The sequence below is a fragment of the Arthrobacter sp. FW306-05-C genome (assembly GCF_021801725.1).
GTDB lineage: Bacteria > Actinomycetota > Actinomycetes > Actinomycetales > Micrococcaceae > Arthrobacter.
The window spans coordinates 2,642,901-2,665,728 of the sequence record NZ_CP084556.1; the positions used below are offsets into that span (position 1 = coordinate 2,642,901).

The window sequence follows — 22,828 nt, forward strand, 5'->3', positions numbered from 1 at the left end:
CCTTGCGGAGGAGGAGCGGCTTCGGCGTTTCGGCCGGTGTGTCGCGCTGGTCCTGCGGCGCTAGTCTTCCAGATCCACTTCCCGGACCATTTCAGCGCCGATCCCGGCCTTGATGGCGTCCAGCACCTGCTGGGGCACGGAGCTGTCGATGGTCAGCAGCGCCAGGACCTGGCCGCCCTCGTTGGAGCGCGCCACCTGCATGCCGGCAATGTTGATGTTGTTCATGCCCAGGATGTGGCCGATGGTTCCGATGACGCCGGGACGGTCGGTGTAGGCAACCACCACCAGGTGCTCGCTGATGGGGATCTCGACCTCGAAGCCGTTGATGCCCACCAGCTTCTCGATCTGCTTGGGTCCGGTCAGGGTGCCGGACACGGAGATCTGGCTGCCGTCGCTGAGGGCGCCGCGCAGGGTCAGCACGTTGCGGTAGGACTCGGTGTCCGGGGTGGTGATCAGGCGGACGTTGATGCCGCGCTGCTCGGCGATGACCGGAGCGTTGACGTAGGACACCTGCTCGGTCACGACGTCGGCGAAAATGCCCTTCAGCGCCGCCAGCTCCAGGACTTTGACGTCGAGGGTGGAGATCTCTCCGGCCACTTCCACGTCGAACTGGGTCAGGGATGCGTGGGTAAGCGCGGTGAAGATGCGCCCCAGCTTCTCGATCAGGGGGATGCCCGGGCGGACGTCCGGGGCAATGACGCCGCCGGCGACGTTGACCGCGTCCGGGACCAGCTCGCCGGCGAGGGCCAGGCGGACCGATTTGGCCACGGAGACGCCGGCCTTTTCCTGGGCTTCGTCCGTGGAGGCGCCCAGGTGCGGGGTGACCACGACGTTGTCGAGCTTGAAGAACGGCAGGTCGGTGCTGGGCTCCTTGGCAAAGACGTCAACGCCGGCACCGGCGATTTCGCCGTCCTGCAGTGCGGTGAAGAGTGCTTCCTCGTCCACCAGCCCGCCGCGGGCCACGTTCACCACATAGGCGGTCTTCTTCATCTTCTTGAAGGCGTCGGCGCCCAGCATGCCCACCGTCTCCGGTGTCTTGGGCATGTGGATGGTGATGAAGTCGGACTGGGCCAGCAGCTCGTCCAGGGTGACCAGCTGAACGCCCAGCTGCGCTGCGCGGGCCGAAGTGATGTAGGGGTCGTAGGCCAGGATCTTGGTGTCGAAGCCCTTGAGCCGGGCTGCCACCAGGGCGCCGATGCGGCCAAGGCCGATGATGCCGATCTTCTTTTCGAACAGTTCAATGCCGGTGTACTTGGAGCGCTTCCATTCGCCGTCCTTGAGGGCGGCGCTGGCCTGCGGAATGTGGCGGGCCAGGCTGAGGATGTGGCCCACAGTGAGCTCCGCGGCGGAAACGATGTTGGACGTCGGGGCGTTGACCACCATCACGCCGGCCTGGGTGGCGGCCTTGATGTCCACGTTGTCCAGGCCGACGCCGGCGCGGGCGATGACCTTGAGGTTCTTGGCCGCGGCAATCGCTTCGGCGTCCACCTGGGTGGCGGAGCGGACCAGGATGGCGTCTACGTCACTGATCGCCGAGAGCAGCTGGGAACGGTCGGCGCCGTCGGTCTGGCGGATTTCAAAGTCCGGGCCGAGGGCCTCGACGGTGGCGGGGGAAAGTTCTTCGGCGAGCAGTACTACGGGTTTTGACACGGCTGATCCTCTGCGTTGCAGTCCTGGGGATGGAAACAAGTCTAGGCCGACGGAAAGGCCGGGCTCACATTGTTAAGTGTGAGCCCGGCCTCACCGGTGGCGTTCTATATGGTTGGGCGGCCAGCTTTAGCGGGCAGCGGAACCTTCCACGTAGTCGACGTCCTGCTGCTGCCAGGAGAACAGGGAGCGCAGTTCGCGGCCCACAGCCTCGATGGGGTGCTGCTCTGCCTTGGCGCGCAGTTCCTTGAACTCCACGCCGCCATTGTCCTGGTCCTCGATGAAGCGCTTGGCGAAAGCGCCGGACTGGATGTCGGCCAGGACGGCCTTCATGTTTTCCTTCACCTCGGGGGTGATGACGCGCGGACCGGAGACGTAGTCGCCGTACTCGGCGGTGTCGGAAACACTCCAGCGCTGCTTGGCAATGCCGCCTTCCCACATGAGGTCAACGATGAGCTTGAGCTCGTGGAGGACCTCGAAGTAGGCGATCTGCGGCTGGTAGCCGGCTTCGGTCAGGGTTTCGAAGCCGTACTGGACCAGCTGGGACACGCCACCGCAGAGGACAGCCTGCTCGCCGAAGAGGTCGGTTTCGGTCTCTTCGGTGAAGGTGGTCTTGATGACGCCGGCGCGGGTGCCGCCGATGGCCTTGGCGTAGGACTTGGCCAGCTCCCAGGCGGAACCGGTGGCGTCCTGCTCGACGGCGATGATGTCCGGGATGCCGCGGCCGGCTTCGAATTCGCGGCGCACGGTGTGGCCGGGAGCCTTCGGCGCGACGAGGATGACGTCAACGCCTTCCGGTGCCTGGATGTAGCCGAAGCGGATGTTGAAGCCGTGGGCGAATGCGAGGGCCTTGCCCGGCTTCAGGTTGTCCTTGATGGAGTCGTTGTAGATCGAGCGCTGGTGCTGGTCCGGCGCGAGGATCATAATGACGTCGGCCCATTCGGCGGCGTCGGCAACGTTCTTGACCTGGAAGCCGGCGTCCTCGGCCTTGGCGATGGACTTGGAGCCTTCCTTCAGCGCGATGACGACCTCGACGCCGGAATCGCGCAGGTTGAGCGCGTGGGCGTGGCCCTGGGAACCGTAGCCAACGATGGCAACCTTGCGGCCCTGGATGATCGAGAGATCGGCGTCGTCGTCGTAGAACATTTCAGTCACTTGCGTAACTCCTCTTGAGTGGTGTGTAGATAGTGGTCTTGCGGTGCTGCGGTTACGGGCGCGGGTGCCGCCGCGGGCTTGACGCCTAGGCGGAGCGGAGCGCCCGGTCACTCATGGAGCGGGATCCCCGTCCAACGGCCAGGGTGCCGGACTGCACAATTTCGCGGATGCCGAAGGGCTCCAGCACTGAAAGCAGGGCTGTGAGTTTTTCGGGATGGCCGGTGGCCTCAATGACGACGGAGTCGGTGGATACGTCAACCACTGAGGCGCGGAACAGGTCTGCGGCCTGGGTTACCTGCAGGCGTGTTGCGGCATCCGCACGTACCTTGACCAGGATGTGGTCGCGCTGTACGGAAGATTCGGGGGTGAGCTCAACGATCTTGATGACGTTGACCAACTTGTTGAGCTGCTTGGTGACCTGCTCGATGAGGTCGCCGTCGGCGTCGACCACCACGGTCATGCGGGAAACACCCGGAACTTCGGTGGGGCCAACGGCCAGGGAGTTGATGTTGAAGGCGCGGCGGGCGAACAGGCTGGCCACGCGGGTCAGGACGCCGGGCTTGTCCTCAACCAGGACGGAAAGTGTATGGCGGGTCATGCTCAGTCTTCCTCTTCCCATTCCGGGGTCATGTTGCGGGCAACCTGGATCTGGTCGTTGCTCACGCCGGCGGGCACCATCGGCCACACCATGGAGTTGGGGCTCACCACGAAATCGATGACCACGGGACGGTCGTTGATCTCGAGGGCCTTCTGGATGGTGGCGTCGATGTCTTCTTCGCGTTCAACGCGGAAGGAAGCGCAGCCGTAGGCCTCCCCCAGCTTGACGAAGTCCGGGATGCGGACGGTGTCATGGCCGGTGTTGAGGTCGGTGTTGGAGTAGCGGCCCTCGTAGAACAGGGTCTGCCACTGCCGCACCATGCCCAGGGAGGAGTTGTTGATAACAGCAACCTTGATGGGGATGTTGTTGATGGCGCAGGTGGCCAGCTCCTGGTTGGTCATCTGGAAGCAGCCGTCGCCATCGATGGCCCAGACCACACGGTCCGGCTCGCCCACCTTGGCGCCCATGGCCGCCGGGACGGCGTAGCCCATGGTTCCGGCGCCACCGGAGTTCAGCCAGGCGTGCGGGCGCTCGTACTTGATGAACTGCGCGGCCCACATCTGGTGCTGGCCAACGCCCGCCACGTACACGCCCTCGGGACCGGTCAGCTCGCCGATCCGCTTGATGACCTTCTGCGGGGCGATCAGGCCGTCGTCCGGCTCGGTCCAGCCCAGCGGGTAGGTTTCCTTGAGGTTGTTGAGGAACGCCCACCACGTGGTGAGGTCCGGGGTGCCCGATGCCTCGAATTGGCTGCGCACGGCCTCGGTCAGCTCCGGGATGATCTCCTTGACGGACCCCACGATGGGCACATCAGCGGTGCGGTTCTTGGAGATTTCGGCGGGGTCGATGTCAGCGTGGATGACCTTGGCATTCGGCGCAAAGGTCTTCAGCACGCCGGTGACGCGGTCGTCGAAGCGGGCACCGAGGGTGATCAGCAGGTCGGACTGCTGCAGGGCCGTGACGGCGGAAACGCTGCCGTGCATGCCGGGCATGCCCACGTGCTGCGGGTGCGAATCCGGGAACGCGCCCTTGGCCATCAGGGTGGTCACCACGGGTGCGCCGGTTGCTTCGGCGAGGGCGAACAGTTCGGCCGAGGCGTGGGCTTTGACCACGCCGCCGCCCACGTACAGGACCGGTTTGGTCGAAGCGGCAATGAGCTTCGCAGCTTCCCGCACCTGCTTGTTGTGGCCGCGGGTCACCGGGCGGTAGCCGGGCAGGTCGATCTTTGGCGGCCAGGAAAAGGTCATCTGGCCCACCTGGGCGTCCTTTGCGACGTCCACGAGAACGGGGCCGGGACGGCCCGTGGAGGCCAGGTGGAAGGCTTCGGCCATCACGTGCGGGATGTCGTTGGGGTCGGTCACCAGGAAGGAGTGCTTGGTGATGGGCATCGTGATGCCCACGATGTCTGCTTCCTGGAAGGCATCGGTGCCGATGACGCCGCTGGATACCTGGCCGGTGATGGCCACCAGGGGAACGGAGTCCATATGGGCATCCATGATGGCGGTGACGAGGTTGGTGGCACCGGGTCCGGAGGTGGCGATGCAGACGCCCACCCGCCCGGTGACCATGGCGTAGCCTTGCGCGGCGTGGCCGGCTCCCTGTTCGTGACGGACCAGCACGTGGTTCATGGTGGAGGCCATCAAGGGGTCGTAGGTGGGCAGGATCGCGCCACCAGGCAAACCGAAAATGTCGTCGACGCCGAGTTCTTCGAGCGAGCGGACGATTGCTTGCGAGCCGGTCATCACCGTCGGGGGTACGACGTTGTTCGGCCCAAGGACAGGAGAGACGGCAGCAAGGTCGGCGACGACGGCGGCATGGTCAGCCGTCCGGTCGGCGCGTTCCGGAGCCTTGGCGGCTCCAGCGGACTTGGTGGCCATCAGCGAGGGGCTGATGGGCGATCCTTTGCTCATCGGACTCTTCCTTGTGGATCTTCTCTGGTTTTGGAACTGGTAAAGCGGTGGGAATAAAAAAACCCCTCGGCCTGGCGGCGTTTGAGGGGTTTGCGCGTGACGGTTCGTTACCAGGGGGCTAATGTGCCACGCGCTTGCTAAGGACGACGACGGTGCCGGCGGTAACGAAAGTCATGCGTTCAGTTTTCCCTCTTGGCAAGATGGGTGTCAACGAGAGACAACCCTATCTCACCATGTGGACGTCATTGTCCACGGAATGACCCTACCCCAAACTTCCGGCGCGAGCGCCGTTAGCCCGGGGCCCCTCGGGTCACCCCTTATTAAGCCCTGCCGCCTCAAGCGGGCAAGTTCCCGACGGGCGGCCTGAGGACCTAAAATCAGCCGGTCCAGGCGCCCTGGCTCGCGCTGTGCACCAGCTTGGCGTACTTTGCGAGCACGCCCTTGGTGTACCTGGCAGGCAGCGGCTCCCAGCCCACCTTGCGGGCCTCGAGCTCCGCTTCGTCCACCAGCAGGTCGAAGGTGCGTGCGGCGATGTCCACCCGGATCCTGTCCCCGTCCTTCACGAAGGCGATAGGGCCGCCGTCGACCGCTTCCGGCGCAACGTGCCCGATGCACAGGCCCGTGGTGCCGCCGGAGAACCGACCGTCGGTGAGGAGCAGGACGTCCTTGCCCAGGCCGGCACCCTTGATGGCGCCGGTAATCGCAAGCATTTCGCGCATGCCCGGGCCGCCCTTGGGACCTTCATAACGGATCACCACGACATCACCGGCGTGGATCTGGCCGTTGTCGAGGGCGTCCAGCGCGCCCTGTTCGCGCTCGAAGACCCGGGCTGTTCCTTCGAAGACATCAGCGTCGAATCCGGCGCTCTTGACCACGGCGCCTTCGGGAGCCATGGAACCGTGCAGGATGGTGATGCCGCCCGTCTTGTGGATGGGGTTGTCCAGGGCGCGCAGGATCTTGCCGTCGACGTCCGGCGGGTTGATGGCGGCGAGGTTTTCCGCGACCGTCTTGCCCGTGACGGTGAGGCAGTCGCCGTGCAGCAGGCCGGCGTCGAGCAGTGCCTTCATGATCACCGGCACGCCGCCGATGCGGTCCACGTCGGTCATGACGTACCGTCCGAAGGGCTTGAGGTCGCCCAGGTGCGGAATCCTGTCCCCGACGCGGTTGAAGTCGTCGAGGGTCAGTTCCACCTCGGCTTCGCGGGCGATGGCCAGCAGGTGCAGGACGGCATTGGTGGAGCCGCCGAAGGCCATGGTGACGGCAATGGCGTTCTCAAAGGCTTCCCGCGTCATGATGTCGCGGGCGGTGATGCCCAGACGCAGCAGGTTAACCACCGCTTCGCCGGACTTGCGGGCGAATTCATCACGACGGCGGTCTGCCGAGGGAGGGGCTGCGGAGCCGGGGAGGGACATGCCCAGGGCCTCGCCGATGCAGGCCATCGTATTGGCCGTGTACATGCCGCCGCAGGCGCCTTCGCCCGGGCAGATGGCCTTTTCAATGCGGGTCAGGTCCTCCATGCTCATCTTGCCCGCCGCGCAGGCGCCGACGGCTTCGAATGCGTCGATGAGGGTGACTTCCTTTTCGGAACCGTCCTCGAGCTTGACCCAGCCGGGCATGATGGACCCCGCGTAGAGGAAGACGCTGGCAAGGTTTAGCCGGGCCGCAGCCATCAGCATGCCTGGCAGGGACTTGTCACAGCCGGCCAGCAGGACGGAACCGTCGATCCGCTCGGCCTGCATCACGGTCTCGACGGAGTCGGCGATGACTTCGCGCGAGACCAGGGAGAAGTGCATGCCTTCGTGGCCCATGGAGATGCCGTCGGACACGGAAATCGTGCCGAACTGCATGGGAAAGCCACCGCCTGCGTGGACGCCTTCCTTGGCGCCCTGGGCAAGCCGGTTAAGGGAAAGGTTGCAGGGGGTGATCTCATTCCACGAGCTCGCGACACCCACCTGGGGCTTGGCGAAGTCGTCATCACCCATGCCGACGGCCCGGAACATGCCCCGCGCGGGGGCTGCGTGGATTCCGTCAGTTACGACGCGGCTGCGGGGCTTGATGTCAGGCTTGGTATCGGTTGCGAACCGGCTCTCACTCATACGGGAAAGTCTAGGGCTCGGGCAGTGGCGGAAACGACAGCGGCGGCCACATTTTCGCGAAAACGCGGCGGATCGGTGCCCAACTAGTGGACGTTCGTCTCATATTTCGAGACGAAGGTTGTTTCCAGCCCGCCCGCTTGCCCGGCGGCAGCGGCGGCCGGCACGTGTATCACTGCTCCGCGCGGCGTCTCTGGACAGCGGTGGTGACCCGACGTAGCGTCGGGGCAGGACACCCATACACCTTGGACCGAAAGGCCTGCAATGGACATTATTTTCTGGATCATCCTCATCGTCATCGTCGCCGCCATCATTCTGTGGCTGCTGAACCGCAACAGAAAAGCCAACCCGCCCGGCGGACCGTCAGCCGGAGCCGGGACAGGCGGGACCCGGACCGACGGGGCCCTTGGGGGCGGCAGCGCCGCGGCGTCCGCCCAGGCCGCTGGAACCACCGGCATCCCCACTGCAGCGGGATTCGGCCGGCCGGCTGAACCGGCAGCCCCTACAACAGCCCAGGAGCCGGCGGACTCCGCGGCCACGTCCACGCCTGAAACGGCGGCAGGCGCCGCAGGATCCGCGGACCGCGCCACGGCCAGCGAGGGCACTTCGGGCAGCAGCGCCGGGCGGGAAGAACACCGGCGCCAGGACGAGGCCGCTGACCTTGCCGCCGACAAGGCGGAGTGGGAAACCCAGTGGTCCGAGGCCGGGACCGGATCCCGCTCCGGCTCCTCCACCACAAGCGGGACGGCAACGCCGCCCTCCTCCCCAGGTACCACCGGCCCGGAAACGCCCGCACGTCAGGGTGCAGCGGCAGAGGCTCCCGCAGCCCAGCCCTCCCCCGCCACGGCACGCCCCGTGCACCATGACGAATACACGGCGCCCCACGCCCCCACGCTTCCGGGCGCGGAAACGGCAGCTGTGGAAAGCGTGGACGACGGCGGCACACCGGCTGCCGGACCCGCCGGCGGGCAGGCACCCCAGCACCGGGCAGACACCTCCGGCTCAGCAGGCCCACAGGGCGGGGCTGCTGAGCCAACCTCCTCCGGCGCGGCCCCAGGCGGCACCGGCGCGGCGGAAACGCTGGAACGAGCACATTCTTCCGCACTGGTAGAGAACGGGGCCGACCACCACCAGCCCTCCGGCCAGGGGCAGGAATCGACAAGCACCCCAGGGCAGTACACGGCCGTCCCGGAACCTTCCGGACACCTCGCAGCCGACGAGCCCTACGGTGCCGGCTCAGCAGCACCGGGTCCCGACGGGAGCGGCCCCGAGGACTACACGGTCAAGGGTGACGCCTCCGCGATGGTCTACTACGAAGAAGGACACCCCGACTATGAGCAGGCCACGGCGGAAGTCTGGTTTGAATCCGCTGCCCACGCCGAGGCCGCAGGCTTCCGCACCCCCCGGCGCAAGCGGCTCTAGCAGGACAAAGGCCCGTCGCTTTGCGGCGGGCCTTTCCTGGCTGGTGACCTGCCTTGTGGTGGCTGCCTGTACAGGACCCCCGGCGCCGGGGCCTGCCACAAGCCCCGCCGGCACCGGCACTCCGGCGGGAACCGCCGTCGTCCCCACTCCACCTGGTGCGCCCGCTCCTGCGCCGGCAGTCCAAGAGCGCCTTGACGTGGAGCTGGACACACCCTGGGCTGCCGTCTTCCTCCCGGACGGCACAGCCGTCATCTCCGAGCGCGGTACAGCACTGCTGAAAGCCGTTCGGGACGGGAAGGCCACTGCCATCGGGAAGGTCCCTGGCGTGGTGGCCGGCGGCGAAGGCGGCCTCCTGGGCCTGGCGCTCTCCCCGCGCTTTGCCTCGGACCGCTACCTGTACGCATACCTGACCGGCCAGGAGGACAACCGAATTGTCCGGCTTGTCCTCGACAGTGCTCCCGACGGCTCCCCAGTACTTGGCCAACCCCAAACGGTGTTCCCGGGAATACCCAAAGCCAGCACCCACAACGGCGGCAGGATCCGCTTCGGTCCAGACGGGTTCCTCTATGTGGGCACCGGCGACGCCCAGCGCCGCGACCAACCCCAGGACCGCAATGCCTTGGGCGGGAAGATACTTCGGCTCACGCCCGAGGGCGGTCCCGCACCGGGCAATCCGTTCGGCAACGCCGTCTACAGCCTGGGCCACCGCAACGTGCAGGGCCTGGCCTGGGACAGCGCCGGCAGGCTGTGGGCCAGCGAGTTCGGACCGGATGTGGACGACGAACTGAACCTGATCCTGCCGGGTGCCAACTACGGCTGGCCTGAAGTCACCGGCGCACCTCACCGCTCCGGCTTCCAGGACGCAAAGGTCGTATGGCCCTCCACCCGCGAGTCCTCCCCCAGTGGGCTGGAAATCGTTGATGGCGTCGCCTACCTGGGAGCCCTCCGTGGCGAGAGGTTATGGGTGGTGCCGCTGTCGGGGACAGAAGCAGGAGTTCCTGTGGCCTATTTCACATGGCAGTACGGGCGGATCCGGGACGTAATCCGCGCTCCGGAGGGTGGCTTTTGGTTGCTGACGAACAACGAAAACCCTGATTTCGTGCTGGTTTTGGGGCCTTCGAGGTGACACGGAGACCTCCGGCGGGGCCGATTTCACTTGCACCAAAAGTTCGTGTAGAGTTTCATGTCGTTGCGGAGATCAACGGGAAAGAAAAAGCCCGAAGATGGAAGCAAAGAAGATGCACCTCTAGCTCAATTGGCAGAGCAATTGACTCTTAATCAATGGGTTCCGGGTTCAAGTCCCGGGGGGTGCACCACTGGGAAAACAGCCCCGGTTTGTGGAAACACAAACCGGGGCTGTTTTGTTTTGCCCGCCCCCTTATCGATTGCTGAGTACCTGTCGTTTTCACGCCTCAGAACGACAACTACGGAGCAATCGATGGTGGTGGGGTGGAAAAGTACGACGGCGGGCGGCTGCGGGGCACAAAAAAGCGCGGCCCGGTCATTGAGACCAGGTCCGCGCTTAGGCTGCCGAATGCGGCAGCGGCTACTTTGCCATGTTGTCCATCAGGGCTCCGGCGTTGCTGGGGGTGGTGGAGAACTGGCTGGCGAGTTCACGCACGACGGCTTTGAGTTCCTGGCGCAGCAGCTCAGGGTCGATCGACGCCGATGCCAGCACTGAACGCTCCATCTCCACGGCCTGGGCAACCGCTTCCTTGCCCTGCTCGGTCAGCGACACCACATGGCTCCTGCGGTCCGAGGTGCTGCGAACCCTGGCGATGTGGCCGTGGGACTCAAGCCGGCTGAGCGTCTTGCCCATGGTCTGGGCCTGGACGCGGACGTATTGGGCTAGTTGGGCCTGGGTCATGGGTCCCTGCGCGGCAAGGACTTCGATGGCGATAACACCGGCGTGGGTGAGTCCGATGGCGCCAAGTTTTTCGTTCCATGAGTGTTCGACGAGGCGCGCAGCAGTGGACAGAAGGCGCCCTGTGGGCCAGTGATCCATATCAGGCATAGCAGCAAGTATAACCAAGTGCCGATTAGCACTCGCTCCACCTGCTTACTAGGCTGTTGTGTCCCGCCCGCAACAAGGAGAAAAACAATGGCTGAAAGACTCGTTACCGGCGACAATGCACCCGCTTTCACGCTGCAGGATTCAACCGGCAAGGACGTCAGCCTGGCCCCCCGGCCGGGACGCTCCACCATTGTCTACTTCTACCCGGCCGCCTCCACTCCCGGCTGCACCAAGGAGGCTTGCGATTTCCGCGACAGCCTGGCGTCCCTGCAGGCCGCCGGCTTCGATGTCCTGGGTATCTCACCCGACCCCGTTGAAAAGCTCGCAAAGTTTGTTGAGAAAGAGTCCCTGACGTTTCCGCTGCTCTCCGATGCGGACCACGCGGTGGCCGAGGCATACGGCGCCTGGGGCGAAAAGAAGAACTACGGCAAGACCTACGAGGGCCTGATCCGGTCCACCATCGTGGTGGATCCGGAAGGAAAGGTGGCCCTGGCCCAGTACAACGTGCGGGCCACGGGCCACGTGGCGAAGCTAAGGCGGGACCTCAACCTGGACGCCTGACCCGGCCCCGGCTGCCCCGGCCACCGCCGGGGCGACGCTACAATGGGATCTGTCATCCGCCGTCGTACTTTTGACACGACCGATGACGCGCGCGAGTGGTGAAATTGGCAGACACGCAGGATTTAGGTTCCTGTGCCTTCGGGCGTGGGGGTTCAAGTCCCCCCTTGCGCACCTGAGGAATCCCCCGGCCCCGGCCGGGGGATTCCTGCGTTAAGCAGCCGCCGGTTTTGCGCCGGTTCCTGCTTCGATTCGAAAAACTCCAAAGATCCACCCATCCGCCGCTGCCCATCGGCCGAATAGCCATTGAGACACCAGCCAAGGGCAGGTGCTTACCGCAAGGCAGACCGCATGCCGACAGCACGATGTCGGACCGCGGCAGGCAAACGATCAAGGAGAACTGAAATGCAGACCTTTAAGCGCACCACTTTCACCGTCGCAGGCGTTGCAGCGGCCGCTCTGCTCAGCCTCACCGCATGCGGCGGCTCGGGCAGCACCTCAGGATCCTCGGCGTCGTCGGCGCCGATGTCATCCGCCCCCAGCTCCAGCATGGCATCCCCGTCCAGCTCCGCCATGGCGTCCCCCTCCGCCAGCTCCTCGGCCGGCATGATGGACCCGGCAGCCAACCTGGTTGGGCCCGGCTGCGCCGCCTATGCCAAGCAGGTTCCCACCGGTGCAGGCTCGGTGGAGGGCATGGCCCTTGACCCGGTGGCCGTGGCAGCGTCCAACAACCCCATCCTGACCACCCTGACTGCGGCGGTCTCCGGCAAGCTGAACCCGAAGGTCAACCTGGTGGACACCCTCAACGGTGGCGAATTCACCGTCTTCGCTCCGGTGGACGACGCCTTCAAGAAGATCGATCCCGCCACGATCGAGACCCTGAAGACGGACGATGCCCTGCTGAGCAAGATCCTGACCTACCACGTGGTCCCCGGCCAGATCACCCCTGACAAGATCGCCGGCACCCATGCCACGGTCCAGGGTGGTTCAGTGACTGTGACCGGCAGCGGTGACAACCTCAAGGTGGACAACGCCAACGTGATCTGCGGTGGCGTCAAGACCAAGAACGCAACGGTCTACCTGGTCGACTCGGTCCTCATGCCCAAGTAAGCCCCCTTACGGCCCCCCAACACCAGGCCGGGTCCGCTGGCAACAGCGGACCCGGCTTTGGCGCGCCGGGTGTCCTTCCGGGACCGGCTCCGGCTCGTGTCCCCTAGACTGGATCCCGGCCCGCACGCGGCGGAGCCGGCAGCATCCAGAGGTGATAAACGAGTGCCCAGCAGTACTTCGCGGCGTACGGTCATCAAGGCCGGTGCCGTCCTCATGGCGCTGGGCGTGACGTCATGCACAGGCATGCCGTCACCCTCCCCCACCTCCGGCACGCCCAGCACCAAGGCTGCAGAACCTGCAGCAACCTTCAACTTCGGTACGGCCGCCCAGCCCCTGGGCCTGGACCCGGCGCTGTCCAACGACGTGGAGTCGCAGCGGATCACCCGGCAGATCCTCGAAGGCCTGGTGGGCGTGGACCAGACCACCGGCAAGCCCACCCCGCTGCTGGCCACCGAGTGGAATGAGTCCAACGACGGCCGAACCTACACGTTCAAACTCCGCACGGGAGTCACCTTCCAGGACGGCACCCCCTTCAACGCCGACGCCGTCTGCACCAACTTCAACCGCTGGTTCAATTTCCCCGTGGCACTGCGGAAGCAGGCACCGGGCAGTTCCTTCAAGGGCGTGTTCAAGGCACACTCGGACGAGCCCGGCCTCTCCATCTTCAAGAGCTGCACGGCGCCTGCCCCGGACACCGTGCAGATCGACCTCACCCAGCGCTTCACCGCGTTCCTCCAGGCACTGACACTGCCGGCTTTTGCCATCGCATCGCCTGCGGCCCTTGCGTCCGGAAAGGCCGATGTCCTGGACCAGAACCGCGGCGGCCAGGCCATGTCAGCATTCGCCACAAAACCCGTGGGCACGGGCCCCTTCACCCTCGCTGCCTGGGGCAATGACAACGTGACCCTGTCCAGCAACCGGAACTACTGGGGCGACCGCGGGCAGATCGCCACCATCAACTTCCTGGCCTACAACCACCCGCAGACCCGGCTCCAGGCGCTGCTGGATGGCACGATCGACGGCTACGACGCCGTGACCGTCGGCAACTTCGACCAGCTGGTGAAGCGCAGCAAGCAAATTGTCCAGCGCGACCCGTTCTCGGTGATGTATGTGGGCATGAACCAGGACATCCCGGTACTCCAGAACCAGAAGATCCGGCAGGCGGTGGAGCTTGCCATCGACAAGGAAACCCTGATCCGGAAGTTCTTCATCGACAACACCGCCAAGGCCACACAGTTCGTCCCGCCCAAGATCAGCGGCTTCAACAACGAAGCTCCGGCACTGGGCCACGACCCGGTAAGGGCCAAGGACTATCTGAAGGAAGGGGGGTACGCGGGCGAGGAACTGAAGTTCTACTACCCCCTGAACGTCACCCGGCCGTACCTGCCCACCCCCGAGAAGGTCTACGCCGAACTCAGCCGCCAGCTCACCGCCGTCGGCTTCAACATCCGGCCCGTCCCGGTGGACTGGTCCGACGGGTACCTGCAGAAGGTCCAGTCCGCCGGCGACCACGCATTCCACATCCTCGGCTGGAACGGCTCCTACTCGGACGCGGACAACTTCGTGGGCCCGCTTTTCGGGGAGAAAAACGGCGAGTTCGGGTACCAGGATCCACAGGTCTTTTCCAAGATCAACCGCGCCCGTGGACTGCCCGACGGCAAGGAGCGGGATGACCTTTATCACACCATCAATGCCCAGATAGCGGCGACCGTACCGGCCGTTCCCGTCGCCTTCCCCATTTCCGCGCTGGCCCTCTCGGACCGGGTGCAGAGCTACCCGGCATCCCCGGTCTTAAACGAAGTTTTTACCAAGGTCCAGCTGAAGTCTTGACGGGCCGGGCCAATTTCAGTATGCGGCCCGCGCGGGGATATTCTGTGACAGCCAGAGCCGCTGCAATCGGAGACTGATCGTGACCTTCATTTCCAAGACCCCACACGCCGACGTTGTCCTGATAGGCGGCGGCATCATGAGCGCCACGCTGGGGGCATTCCTCAAGCAGCTGGAGCCGGACTGGACCATCTCCCTGTTCGAGCGGCTGGACCAGCCGGGGCTCGAAAGCTCGGATCCCTGGAACAACGCAGGAACGGGCCACGCCGCCCTCTGCGAGCTCAACTACTCCCCCGCAGCCAAGGACGGCTCGGTCAACCCCGCCAAAGCACTGCTCATCAACGAACAGTTCCAGCTCTCCCGCCAGTTCTGGTCCCACCTGGTGGACAACAACCTCATCGGGTCACCCAAGGGCTTCATCAACACGGTCCCGCACATGAGCTTCGTGATCGGCGAGGACCACAGCCGGTTCCTGAAGACCCGCTACGAGGCACTCAAGCCGCACACCCTGTTCCGGAGCATGGAGTTCTCCGAGGACCACGCGCAGATCGCCAAGTGGGCCCCGCTGATCGTCAAGGGGCGCGACCCCCAGCAGCGCATCGCCGCCACCCGCGCAGCCGAGGGTACCGACGTGGACTTCGGCGCGCTGACCCGCGAACTGATCACCTACATGGGGAACAACGGCGTCGAGATCAACTACGGCCACGACGTCACCGGCATCACCCGCGCGTCCGACGGCGGCTGGGACCTGACGCTGAAGCACCCCAAGTCCGGAGAACACGGCAAGATCCACGCCAAGTTCGTCTTCGTCGGCGCCGGCGGCGGTGCCCTGCACCTGCTCCAGGCCTCCGGCATCCCCGAGAGCAAGGGCTACGGCGGATTCCCCGTCTCCGGCCAGTTCTTCCGCTGCACCGATGAGGCCATCGCCGCCCAGCACAGCGCCAAGGTGTACGGCCAGGCATCGGTGGGCGCTCCCCCCATGTCCGTTCCGCACCTGGACACCCGCTATGTCAACGGCAAGCGCTCCCTCCTGTTCGGACCGTACGCGGGCTTCTCCACCAACTTCCTCAAGAACGGTTCCTACCTGGACCTGCCCCTGTCCATCCGCCCGGGCAACATCATCCCGATGCTTGCCGTAGCGAAGGACAACATGGACCTCACCGCGTACCTGGTGAAGGAAGTGGTTAAAAAGCACGACCAGAAGGTTGAAGCGCTTCGCGAGTACTACCCGGAGGCAAAGGGCGGGGATTGGGAACTCATCACCGCCGGCCAGCGTGTACAGATCATCAAGAAAGACCCGCAAAAGGGCGGCATCCTTCAGTTCGGAACCGAAGTGATCGCCGGCCGCGACGGCTCCATCGGCGCGCTCCTGGGCGCTTCGCCCGGAGCCTCGACCGCTGTCCCCATCATGATCGAGCTGCTCCAGAAGACGTTCCCCCGGAACTTCAAGGGCTGGCAGTCCAAGCTCAAGGACATGATGCCCGGCTACGGGGTGAAGCTGGATGAGAATCCGGACCTCGCCGCGGAGCTGGAACGGGCCACGGCCAAGTCCCTCCAGCTGGAGAGCGTTTCCGCCAGCCACTGACCCTGCCGGGGCCAGTGGCTGGCACCCCCAGGGCATGTACCAGTCACTTAGACCCCCAGGAGACCACCCATGTTCCGGCTGGCACAGCTTTCCCTGGCGAACCGGGCCCTGATCGCGCTGATCACCGTCTTCGCCTCGGTCTTCGGCGTGATCACGATGTCATCGCTGAAGCAGGAGCTCATCCCCTCAATTGAGTTCCCGCAGATCACGGTGCTCAGCTCCATGCCGGGCGCATCCCCCGAAGTGGTGGACAAGCAGGTCAGCGGCCCGCTCGAGAAGGCGCTGAACGGTGTGGAGGGGCTGGAATCCACCTCCTCCACGTCGCGCACCGGCGTCTCCCAGATCACCATGGTGTTCACCTACGGATCGAACCTGGACCGGGCCCGGAACCAGATCGACCGGGCCATCTCGAACGCAAAGCGGACCCTGCCCAGCGACGTCCAGCCGCAGGCCATCGCCGGCAGCATCAGCGACTTCCCCATCGTCTTCCTGGCCGTCTCCTCGGACAAGCCGCTCAGCGACCTGAACGCGGACCTGCAGCGCCTCAGCGTGCCCCGGCTGCAGAAGATCGACGGTGTCCGCAGCGCCGATGTGACCGGTGGCGCCACCCAGCACATCGAGATCCTCCCCCGGGCTGACGCCATGGCGGCGGCAGGGACAACCCTCACCGCCATCCGGGATGCCCTGTCCAACAACGGCGCGCTGATTCCTGCGGGCACCCTCGAGGACCAGGGCAAGACCCTCTCGCTGCAGATCGGCAGCCCGGTGGATTCCCTGGATGCCATCAAGGCGCTGCCCTTGGCCGGCGCCAAAAATGCCGCGACCATCGGCTCGGTGGCCGACGTCTCGATCAAGGACGACGAACGCACCTCCATCACCCGCACCAACGGGGCAGAGACCCTGGCTGTCTCCGTCACCAAGAAGCCCGAGGGCGACACGGTGGCAATTTCGCACGCGGTGCGTGACTCGCTGAACGAGCTGGAAGCGGAACTGGGCTCCAACGCCAAGTTCACCCCCGTCTTCGACCAGGCACCCTTCATCGAAAAGTCCATCAAGGACCTCACCACCGAAGGCCTGCTGGGTCTCGGGTTCGCCGTCGCGGTCATCCTGCTGTTCCTGATGTCCGCCCGCTCCACGCTGGTCACGGCAGTGTCCATCCCGTTGTCCCTGCTGATCACCTTTATCGGGCTGTCGGGCACAGGCTACTCCCTGAACATCCTGACGCTGGGCGCGCTGACCATCGCGATCGGCCGCGTGGTGGACGACTCGATCGTGGTCATCGAAAATATCAAGCGGCACCTTAGCTACGGTGAGGAAAAGTCGACGGCGATCCTCACCGCCATCCGGGAGGTGGCCGGCGCCATCACGGCGTCCACCCTGACCACGGTGGCGGTCTTCCTGCCCATCGCCTTCGTCGGCGAGCTTGCCGGCGAGCTGTTCCGGCCGTTTGCCCTGACGGTGACCATGGCGCTGCTGGCCTCGCTGCTGGTTTCCCTCACCATCGTTCCGGTGCTCGCCTACTGGTTCCTCAAAAACCCCAAGACCGGCTGGGCGCCCGCAGGTTCCGCGGACGCCCGGCGGATCGCGGAAGAGGCGAAGGCAAAGGCCCACGACGCCGAACAGCGCAGCCGCCTGCAGCGCGGCTACCTTCCCATCCTTCGGTCAACCCAGAAGCACCCGGTCATCACCCTGGTTGCCGCTGTCCTGGTACTCGGTGCCACCGCTGCCATGACCCCGCTGCTGGCCACAAACCTGCTGGGCAGTTCCGGGCAGAACAGCCTGACGGTCCGCCAGGTGCTGCCGGCCGGAACGAGCCTCGCGGACACGAGTGCCGCCGCCATCCGCCTCGAGGAGGTGCTGCGCGGCATCGACGGCATCAAGGACGTCCAGGTGACCTCGGGCAACGCCCAGGCCGGCTTCGCTGCCCTCACCTCCACTGGATCCTCCAACTCCACCTTCACCGTGGTCACGGATGAAAAGGCCGACCAGGAACGGCTCCAGGACACCGTGCGCTCGGAGCTTGCCAAGGTGCCCGACGCCGGCAAGGTCTCCGTAGGCACCCAGCAGGGCGGCTTCGGCACCTCCTCCACCGTGGACATCACCCTGAAGGCTGCCACCAGCGGCGACCTGCGGGCCGCCAGCGACACCATGGTCGCCGCCATGACCGGAGTGCCCGGCACCAGCGAAGTGGCCAGCAACCTTGCCGCCAGCAACCCCGTGGTACAGGTCAAGGTGGACCGGGCCAAAGCCACGGCCGCCGGCCTGAACGAGGAACAGGTGGCCGGGGTCCTGGCATCCACCATCAGCCCCATCCCGGCCGGGACCGTGCGGATCGACACCAACGACTTCCCCGTCCGGATCGGCCAGGGCACCAAGTTCACCAGCATTGACGCGGTCCGGAACATCCCGTTGCCTGCCGGCGGCCGTCCGGTGACGCTGGGCAGCATCGCCACCGTGGAGCAGGTGGACGTCCCCGTCTCCATCACCGCCAGCAACGGTGAGCGCACCGCCAAGGTGTCCATCACGCCGTCGGGCTCCAACCTGGGCGCCGTGAACGGCGAAGTCCAGAAGCGCCTGGCCGATGTCCAGCTGCCGCCGGGGGTCACCGCCACGATCGGAGGCGCCACCACCCAGCAGGCCGAATCCTTCCGGCAGCTGGGCCTGGCCCTGCTGGCCGCCATCGCCATTGTGTACGTGATCATGGTGGCCACCTTCAAGTCCCTCATCCAGCCGCTGATCCTGCTGGTCTCGGTTCCGTTCGCGGCCACCGGTGCCGTGGCCCTGCTCCTGCTCACCGGAGTGCCCCTGGGACTGCCGTCACTGATCGGCATGCTGATGCTGGTGGGCATCGTGGTCACCAACGCGATCGTGCTGATCGACCTGATCAACCAGTACCGGCAGCCGCGCGACGGCCGGCCCGGCATGAACGTGGCGGATGCCATCACCAACGGAGCAAGGCAACGCCTGCGGCCCATCCTGATGACGGCGCTGGCCACCGTGTTCGCCCTGACCCCCATGGCCTTGGGCCTCACCGGCGGTGGCGGCTTCATCTCGCAGCCGCTGGCGGTGGTGGTCATCGGCGGCCTGGTGTCCTCCACCGCCCTGACCCTGATCCTGGTCCCCGTGCTGTACCGCCTGGTGGAGGGGCGGCGGGAGAAGAAGGCACTGCTGAAGGACCTGCAGGCCCGTCCGGAGGCCAGCGTGAAGACGGGCCCGGGTTCCGACGTCGACGCGGAGTTCCGGGACTGGACCACCGGCCAGGTTCCCAAGGTCAGCGGCCGCCGCGCGGCCCCCGGCGGCGCCGAATAGGGCCCCGTCCCGCCAAGGCATGCCCGTACCGCCCTGCGGTGCGGGCATCGCTCTTTAACAAAGGATCCGATGCTGGACCTGGGCCGGGAATAATCACCGCCGCTTGGCGTTACAGAAGGCGATAGATGCAAATGCATCTAAATTGGTCTAGAGTGGAACCAAGCCAGCAAGTCCAGGAACGGAAAGGCATTGTCATGCAGATCGGTGTTTTCAGCGTCAGCGACATCACCACGGACCCCACCACGGGCCGCACCCCCACCGAGCACGAACGTATCAAGGCCTCGGTGGCCATCGCCAAAAAGGTCGAGGAAATTGGCATGGATGTCTACGCCCTGGGCGAGCACCATAACCGGCCCTTCTTCTCCTCCTCCCCCACCACCACCCTGGCCTATATCGCAGCACAGACCGAGCGGATCATCCTCTCCACGGCCACCACGCTGATCACCACGAACGACCCCGTGAAGATCGCCGAGGACTTCGCCATGCTCCAGCACCTCGCGGACGGGCGCGTGGACCTGGTCCTGGGCCGCGGCAACACCGCCCCCGTGTACCCCTGGTTCGGCAAGAACATCCAGGACGGCGTGGAGTTGGCCATCGAAAACTACAGCCTCCTGCGCAAGCTCTGGGATGAGGACACCGTCAACTGGTCCGGCAAGTTCCGCACCCCGCTGCAGAACTTCACCTCGACGCCCCGGCCGCTGGACGGCGTGGCGCCCTTCGTATGGCACGGTTCCATCCGCACCCCGCAGATTGCCGAGGTTGCGGCCTACTTTGGTGACGGTTTCTTCGCCAACAACATCTTCTGGCCCAAGGAGCACTACCAGCAGCTGATCGGCCTGTACCGCGAGCGGTACGAACACTACGGCCACGGCAAGGCGGACCAGGCCATTGTGGGCCTCGGGGGCCAGTTCTTTATGCGGAAGAACTCCCAGGACGCCGTGAAGGAATTCCGGCCGTACTTCGACAACGCCCCCGTCTACGGCCACGGGCCGTCCCTGGAGGACTTCACCTCGCAGACCCCGCTGACCGTGGGCAGCCCCCAGGAGGTCATCGAAAAGACCCTGACGTTCCGCGAGTACTTCGGTGACTACCAGCGCCAGCTGTTCCTGATCGACCATGCCGGCCTGCCGCTGAAAACCGTGCTGGAACAGCTGGACCTGTTCGGCGAGGAAGTCCTGCCCGTCCTGCGCAAGGAGTACGCGGCCCTCAAGCCCGCACACGTCCCGGAGCCGCCCACCCACGCCGGCCGCGTGGCGGCCCTGCTGGCATCGCAGGATGCCGCAGAAGCCACCTCGGAGGCGTAATGGCCGCGGGAGGAACGGAATCACCGGTGCGGCTTGCGGCCGAAGCCTGGGAATCACTGTTCCGGGCCCAGGTTGCCGTGATGCGGAAGCTGCAGTCCGCACCGGCATTCCGGAAGGTGGCACTCAATGAGTACGACGTCCTGTTTACGCTCTCCCGCTGCCCGTCCGGCTGGCTGCGGCTAAACGAGCTCAACGACAACGTCCTGTTGAGCCAGTCCAGCCTGAGCAGGCTGGTGGAGCGGCTCGAAAAGCGGGGGCTGGTAGCCAGGATGCCCGCGCCGGAGGACGGCCGGGGCGTACTGCTGAAGCTGACCGACGAAGGGCGGGAGCTGCAGAAGGAGATCGGCCGCGAGCACGTGCGGGACATCTCGGCGCTGGTGGGTCCCGCCCTGACGGCCGCCGAGCAAAAGGAACTGATGCGGCTTACGGACAAACTGCGGAACTCTCTGGGGCCTCTGCCGCGGAAGCGCTAGCCGAGCTGGACCAGCCGGGCGGGATCCTCGGCCGGCAGGTCACCGTTGACCACCGCGGTGACGCGCAGCTGGTTCAGCACCAGGCTGCCGCCCACCGTGGACAGGAAGGCCGTGTCCGACGAGTCGCGGCCGGCAGTGATGCGCAGCATCGACTCCCGCGGGGCCAGCCCCGTGGGGTCGATGATGTGCCAGGCGCCCTCCACATAGGCTTCCGCCACGGCATGGAAATCCATGGGATTCAGGCCGGGGGCGTAGACGGCCGCCAAGCGGGCGGGGATGTCCTTGGAACGGAGCAGCGCGATGGCGAGGTGGGCGAAGTCCCGGCAGACACCACGCCTGCTGAGCAGGGTTTCCACCGCACCGTCGGTGCCGCGGGAGGAGCCGCTGATGTACCGCAGTTCACCGTTGACCCAGTTGCGGACGGCGTGGACCAGGTCCGCGCCCTGAACGCCCTCGAACTCGGCGTACGACGTGGGCAGGAGCCGGTCCGATTCGGCGTAGCGGCTTGGCCGCACGTACCGGATCCGGTCTGCCAGGCTGGCCTCTTCCGGCACGCCCCGCCCGGTCACCGTGGCGGAGTATTCCACCGTGACATCGGTGGGCTCGGCGAACTCCATGTAGTGGAACCGGCCGCCGTGGTGGTCCGAAACATCCGTGAGCGGAACGTCCGCTCCGCCTGCAGTCACGGACAGTGATTCCTCGAATGACGAGTAGCCGCTGTTCCTCGCTACGGCGATGGCCATGGCCACCTTGGTGTTGGCGATGGTCCTGAAAACCAGGCGTGCGGAAACAGAGCGTTCCATGTCTCTCCAGGGGTGTTGGGGGCGGACGGAAAGTCGCCTGCCCCGGCACCTGGTAAGTGCGGGCAGCGGGACTAGTTCTTGACCTTCAGCGACATTAGCATCCGCTGCACGTTGGCGAAGTCACTGCTCTCGTTGACGTACTGTGCGGCCTGGCCCAGGGTGTCGAAGGCCTTGGCCGGAGCCACCTTCTCGTCCGGAGCGAAGGCCTTAAGCGCCACCAGGTCGCCGAAGGAGTAGTCTCCCTTGCCTGCGGGGCCGCGCACCACATTTCGCAGCTCGCAGGCCTTCCCGTCCGCTCCGCCCACCAGGTTGGTGATGCCATAGGAGCCGAAGTAGCGGTAGCCCTGGATCACCCGGTAGACCATCCGCGGCGGGATGGTTCCCTCCCCGCCCTGCGCGGCGAGCTCGAAGGGTACGCTGCTGATCACCGTATACGGGTGCTTTGCGCTGTCCGGGCAGTCACCGGACGACGGCGGGAGTCCCGTCCTGAGCGCGGCAACGAATGTTCCGTCGGGCTTCTTCACGTCAACCTTCAGGCCGCCGGGAAGGACGCCCTCCTCCCGTGGTACGGACTGGGCGATCCAGTCCGCCGGCAGGTCGAAGCTGACTGTCTTGGCGGAATCGGAGAACGTCTTCCAGGCAGCGGCGGTGGCAGCGCCCTGCGGCCCGGCAGACGTTGCGGAGGTGGATGAGGGGCTGCTGCCGCTTGCTCCGGGTGCCGCTTCCTGCGTTGGGCTGCCCGGCGTCGCCGCCCCGTTCGCAGCCGCTCCCGATGATGCCGGCTGCGCTGTCCAGCCAGGACTTCCGGCCGGTGTCCCGGAGCAGGCCGCCAGCAGGATTGCGGCGGCAACAAGTGATGCGCCGGAAAGAAGGGTGGACGCTGCCTTGCCTGTCATGAAAGCCAGCCTAGCGGCGCTCCGTCCGCTTCCCTGCGCATACGCGGGGGTGTTTTTCGCATTGCTGGCGCCCCCCTCCGCCAACCACCTGGGCAGCCCCCAGCCCTGGCACCTGCCCGGCGTG

General features: G+C 65.7%; 17 protein-coding genes and 2 tRNA genes. 11 read left to right on the top strand and 8 right to left on the bottom strand.

Annotation, left to right across the window (positions count from 1 at the left end; translation table 11 throughout):
- Positions 1 to 60 precede the first annotated feature (60 nt).
- The 5 genes from serA to ilvD form a co-directional block, all read right to left on the bottom strand.
- Positions 61 to 1,650, bottom strand: coding sequence for a phosphoglycerate dehydrogenase (serA, locus tag LFT44_RS12245; RefSeq protein WP_236798694.1), 1,590 nt, complete (start codon positions 1,648 to 1,650; stop codon positions 61 to 63).
- Positions 1,651 to 1,776: 126 nt separating this feature from the next.
- Positions 1,777 to 2,802, bottom strand: a complete 1,026-nt coding sequence (ilvC, locus tag LFT44_RS12250) for a ketol-acid reductoisomerase (RefSeq protein WP_236798695.1) — start codon at positions 2,800 to 2,802, stop codon at positions 1,777 to 1,779.
- A gap of 85 nt (positions 2,803 to 2,887) precedes the next feature.
- Positions 2,888 to 3,400, bottom strand: coding sequence for an acetolactate synthase small subunit (gene ilvN / locus LFT44_RS12255; RefSeq protein ID WP_141160110.1), 513 nt, complete (start codon positions 3,398 to 3,400; stop codon positions 2,888 to 2,890).
- Positions 3,401 to 3,402: 2 nt separating this feature from the next.
- On the bottom strand, positions 3,403 to 5,310 hold the full coding sequence (locus LFT44_RS12260; protein WP_236798696.1) for an acetolactate synthase large subunit: 1,908 nt from the start codon (positions 5,308 to 5,310) through the stop codon (positions 3,403 to 3,405).
- 377 nt (positions 5,311 to 5,687) lie between these two features.
- Positions 5,688 to 7,406 carry a dihydroxy-acid dehydratase gene (gene ilvD, locus LFT44_RS12265; protein WP_236798697.1) on the bottom strand — a complete coding sequence of 573 codons (1,719 nt, stop codon included), beginning with the start codon at positions 7,404 to 7,406 and terminating at the stop codon, positions 5,688 to 5,690.
- Between the two features lie 261 nt (positions 7,407 to 7,667).
- Here ilvD and LFT44_RS12270 point away from each other — a divergent pair, with 261 nt between their 5' ends.
- The 3 genes from LFT44_RS12270 to LFT44_RS12280 all read left to right on the top strand — a co-directional run bounded on the left by LFT44_RS12270 (position 7,668) and on the right by LFT44_RS12280 (position 10,141).
- Positions 7,668 to 8,825, top strand: a complete 1,158-nt coding sequence (locus LFT44_RS12270; protein WP_236798698.1) for a sunset domain-containing protein — start codon at positions 7,668 to 7,670, stop codon at positions 8,823 to 8,825.
- Between the two features lie 43 nt (positions 8,826 to 8,868).
- A complete protein-coding gene (locus LFT44_RS12275) occupies positions 8,869 to 9,951 on the top strand; it encodes a PQQ-dependent sugar dehydrogenase (protein WP_236798699.1) in 1,083 nt (360 codons plus the stop codon).
- A gap of 114 nt (positions 9,952 to 10,065) precedes the next feature.
- Positions 10,066 to 10,141 (top strand) — tRNA-Lys (locus tag LFT44_RS12280).
- A gap of 230 nt (positions 10,142 to 10,371) precedes the next feature.
- Here the strand turns inward: LFT44_RS12280 and LFT44_RS12285 are convergent.
- Positions 10,372 to 10,830 (bottom strand): MarR family winged helix-turn-helix transcriptional regulator, encoded by a 459-nt coding sequence (locus LFT44_RS12285; protein WP_236802884.1) that lies wholly within the window; start codon positions 10,828 to 10,830, stop codon positions 10,372 to 10,374.
- Between the two features lie 96 nt (positions 10,831 to 10,926).
- On the opposite strand from LFT44_RS12285, the gene bcp reads away from it, so the two are divergent.
- The 8 genes from bcp (at position 10,927) to LFT44_RS12325 (ending at position 21,005) form a co-directional block, all read left to right on the top strand.
- The gene (gene bcp, locus LFT44_RS12290; protein ID WP_236798700.1) at positions 10,927 to 11,400 is read left to right on the top strand and encodes a thioredoxin-dependent thiol peroxidase; all 474 of its coding nucleotides are present in this window, start codon (positions 10,927 to 10,929) and stop codon (positions 11,398 to 11,400) included.
- Between the two features lie 89 nt (positions 11,401 to 11,489).
- Positions 11,490 to 11,571, top strand: a tRNA-Leu gene (locus LFT44_RS12295).
- Between the two features lie 231 nt (positions 11,572 to 11,802).
- Positions 11,803 to 12,507 (top strand): fasciclin domain-containing protein, encoded by a 705-nt coding sequence (locus LFT44_RS12300; RefSeq protein ID WP_236798701.1) that lies wholly within the window; start codon positions 11,803 to 11,805, stop codon positions 12,505 to 12,507.
- A gap of 162 nt (positions 12,508 to 12,669) precedes the next feature.
- Positions 12,670 to 14,337, top strand: coding sequence for an ABC transporter substrate-binding protein (locus LFT44_RS12305; RefSeq protein ID WP_236798702.1), 1,668 nt, complete (start codon positions 12,670 to 12,672; stop codon positions 14,335 to 14,337).
- Between the two features lie 79 nt (positions 14,338 to 14,416).
- Positions 14,417 to 15,919, top strand: a complete 1,503-nt coding sequence (locus LFT44_RS12310; RefSeq protein ID WP_236798703.1) for a malate:quinone oxidoreductase — start codon at positions 14,417 to 14,419, stop codon at positions 15,917 to 15,919.
- A 69-nt stretch (positions 15,920 to 15,988) separates the two neighbouring features.
- Positions 15,989 to 19,228: an efflux RND transporter permease subunit gene (locus LFT44_RS12315; protein WP_236798704.1), complete on the top strand. Its 3,240-nt coding sequence runs from the start codon at positions 15,989 to 15,991 to the stop codon at positions 19,226 to 19,228.
- Between the two features lie 194 nt (positions 19,229 to 19,422).
- Positions 19,423 to 20,532: an LLM class flavin-dependent oxidoreductase gene (locus tag LFT44_RS12320; RefSeq protein WP_142133480.1), complete on the top strand. Its 1,110-nt coding sequence runs from the start codon at positions 19,423 to 19,425 to the stop codon at positions 20,530 to 20,532.
- Complete coding sequence (locus LFT44_RS12325; protein ID WP_236798705.1) at positions 20,532 to 21,005, top strand: MarR family winged helix-turn-helix transcriptional regulator; 474 nt, start codon at positions 20,532 to 20,534, stop codon at positions 21,003 to 21,005. The genes LFT44_RS12320 and LFT44_RS12325 overlap by 1 nt, the downstream gene beginning before the upstream one ends.
- Here the strand turns inward: LFT44_RS12325 and LFT44_RS12330 are convergent.
- Positions 21,002 to 21,808, bottom strand: coding sequence for a transglutaminase-like domain-containing protein (locus LFT44_RS12330; RefSeq protein WP_236798707.1), 807 nt, complete (start codon positions 21,806 to 21,808; stop codon positions 21,002 to 21,004). The genes LFT44_RS12325 and LFT44_RS12330 overlap by 4 nt on opposite strands.
- Before the next feature lie 71 nt (positions 21,809 to 21,879).
- Positions 21,880 to 22,704 (bottom strand): hypothetical protein, encoded by an 825-nt coding sequence (locus LFT44_RS12335; protein ID WP_236798708.1) that lies wholly within the window; start codon positions 22,702 to 22,704, stop codon positions 21,880 to 21,882.
- Positions 22,705 to 22,828 lie beyond the last annotated feature (124 nt).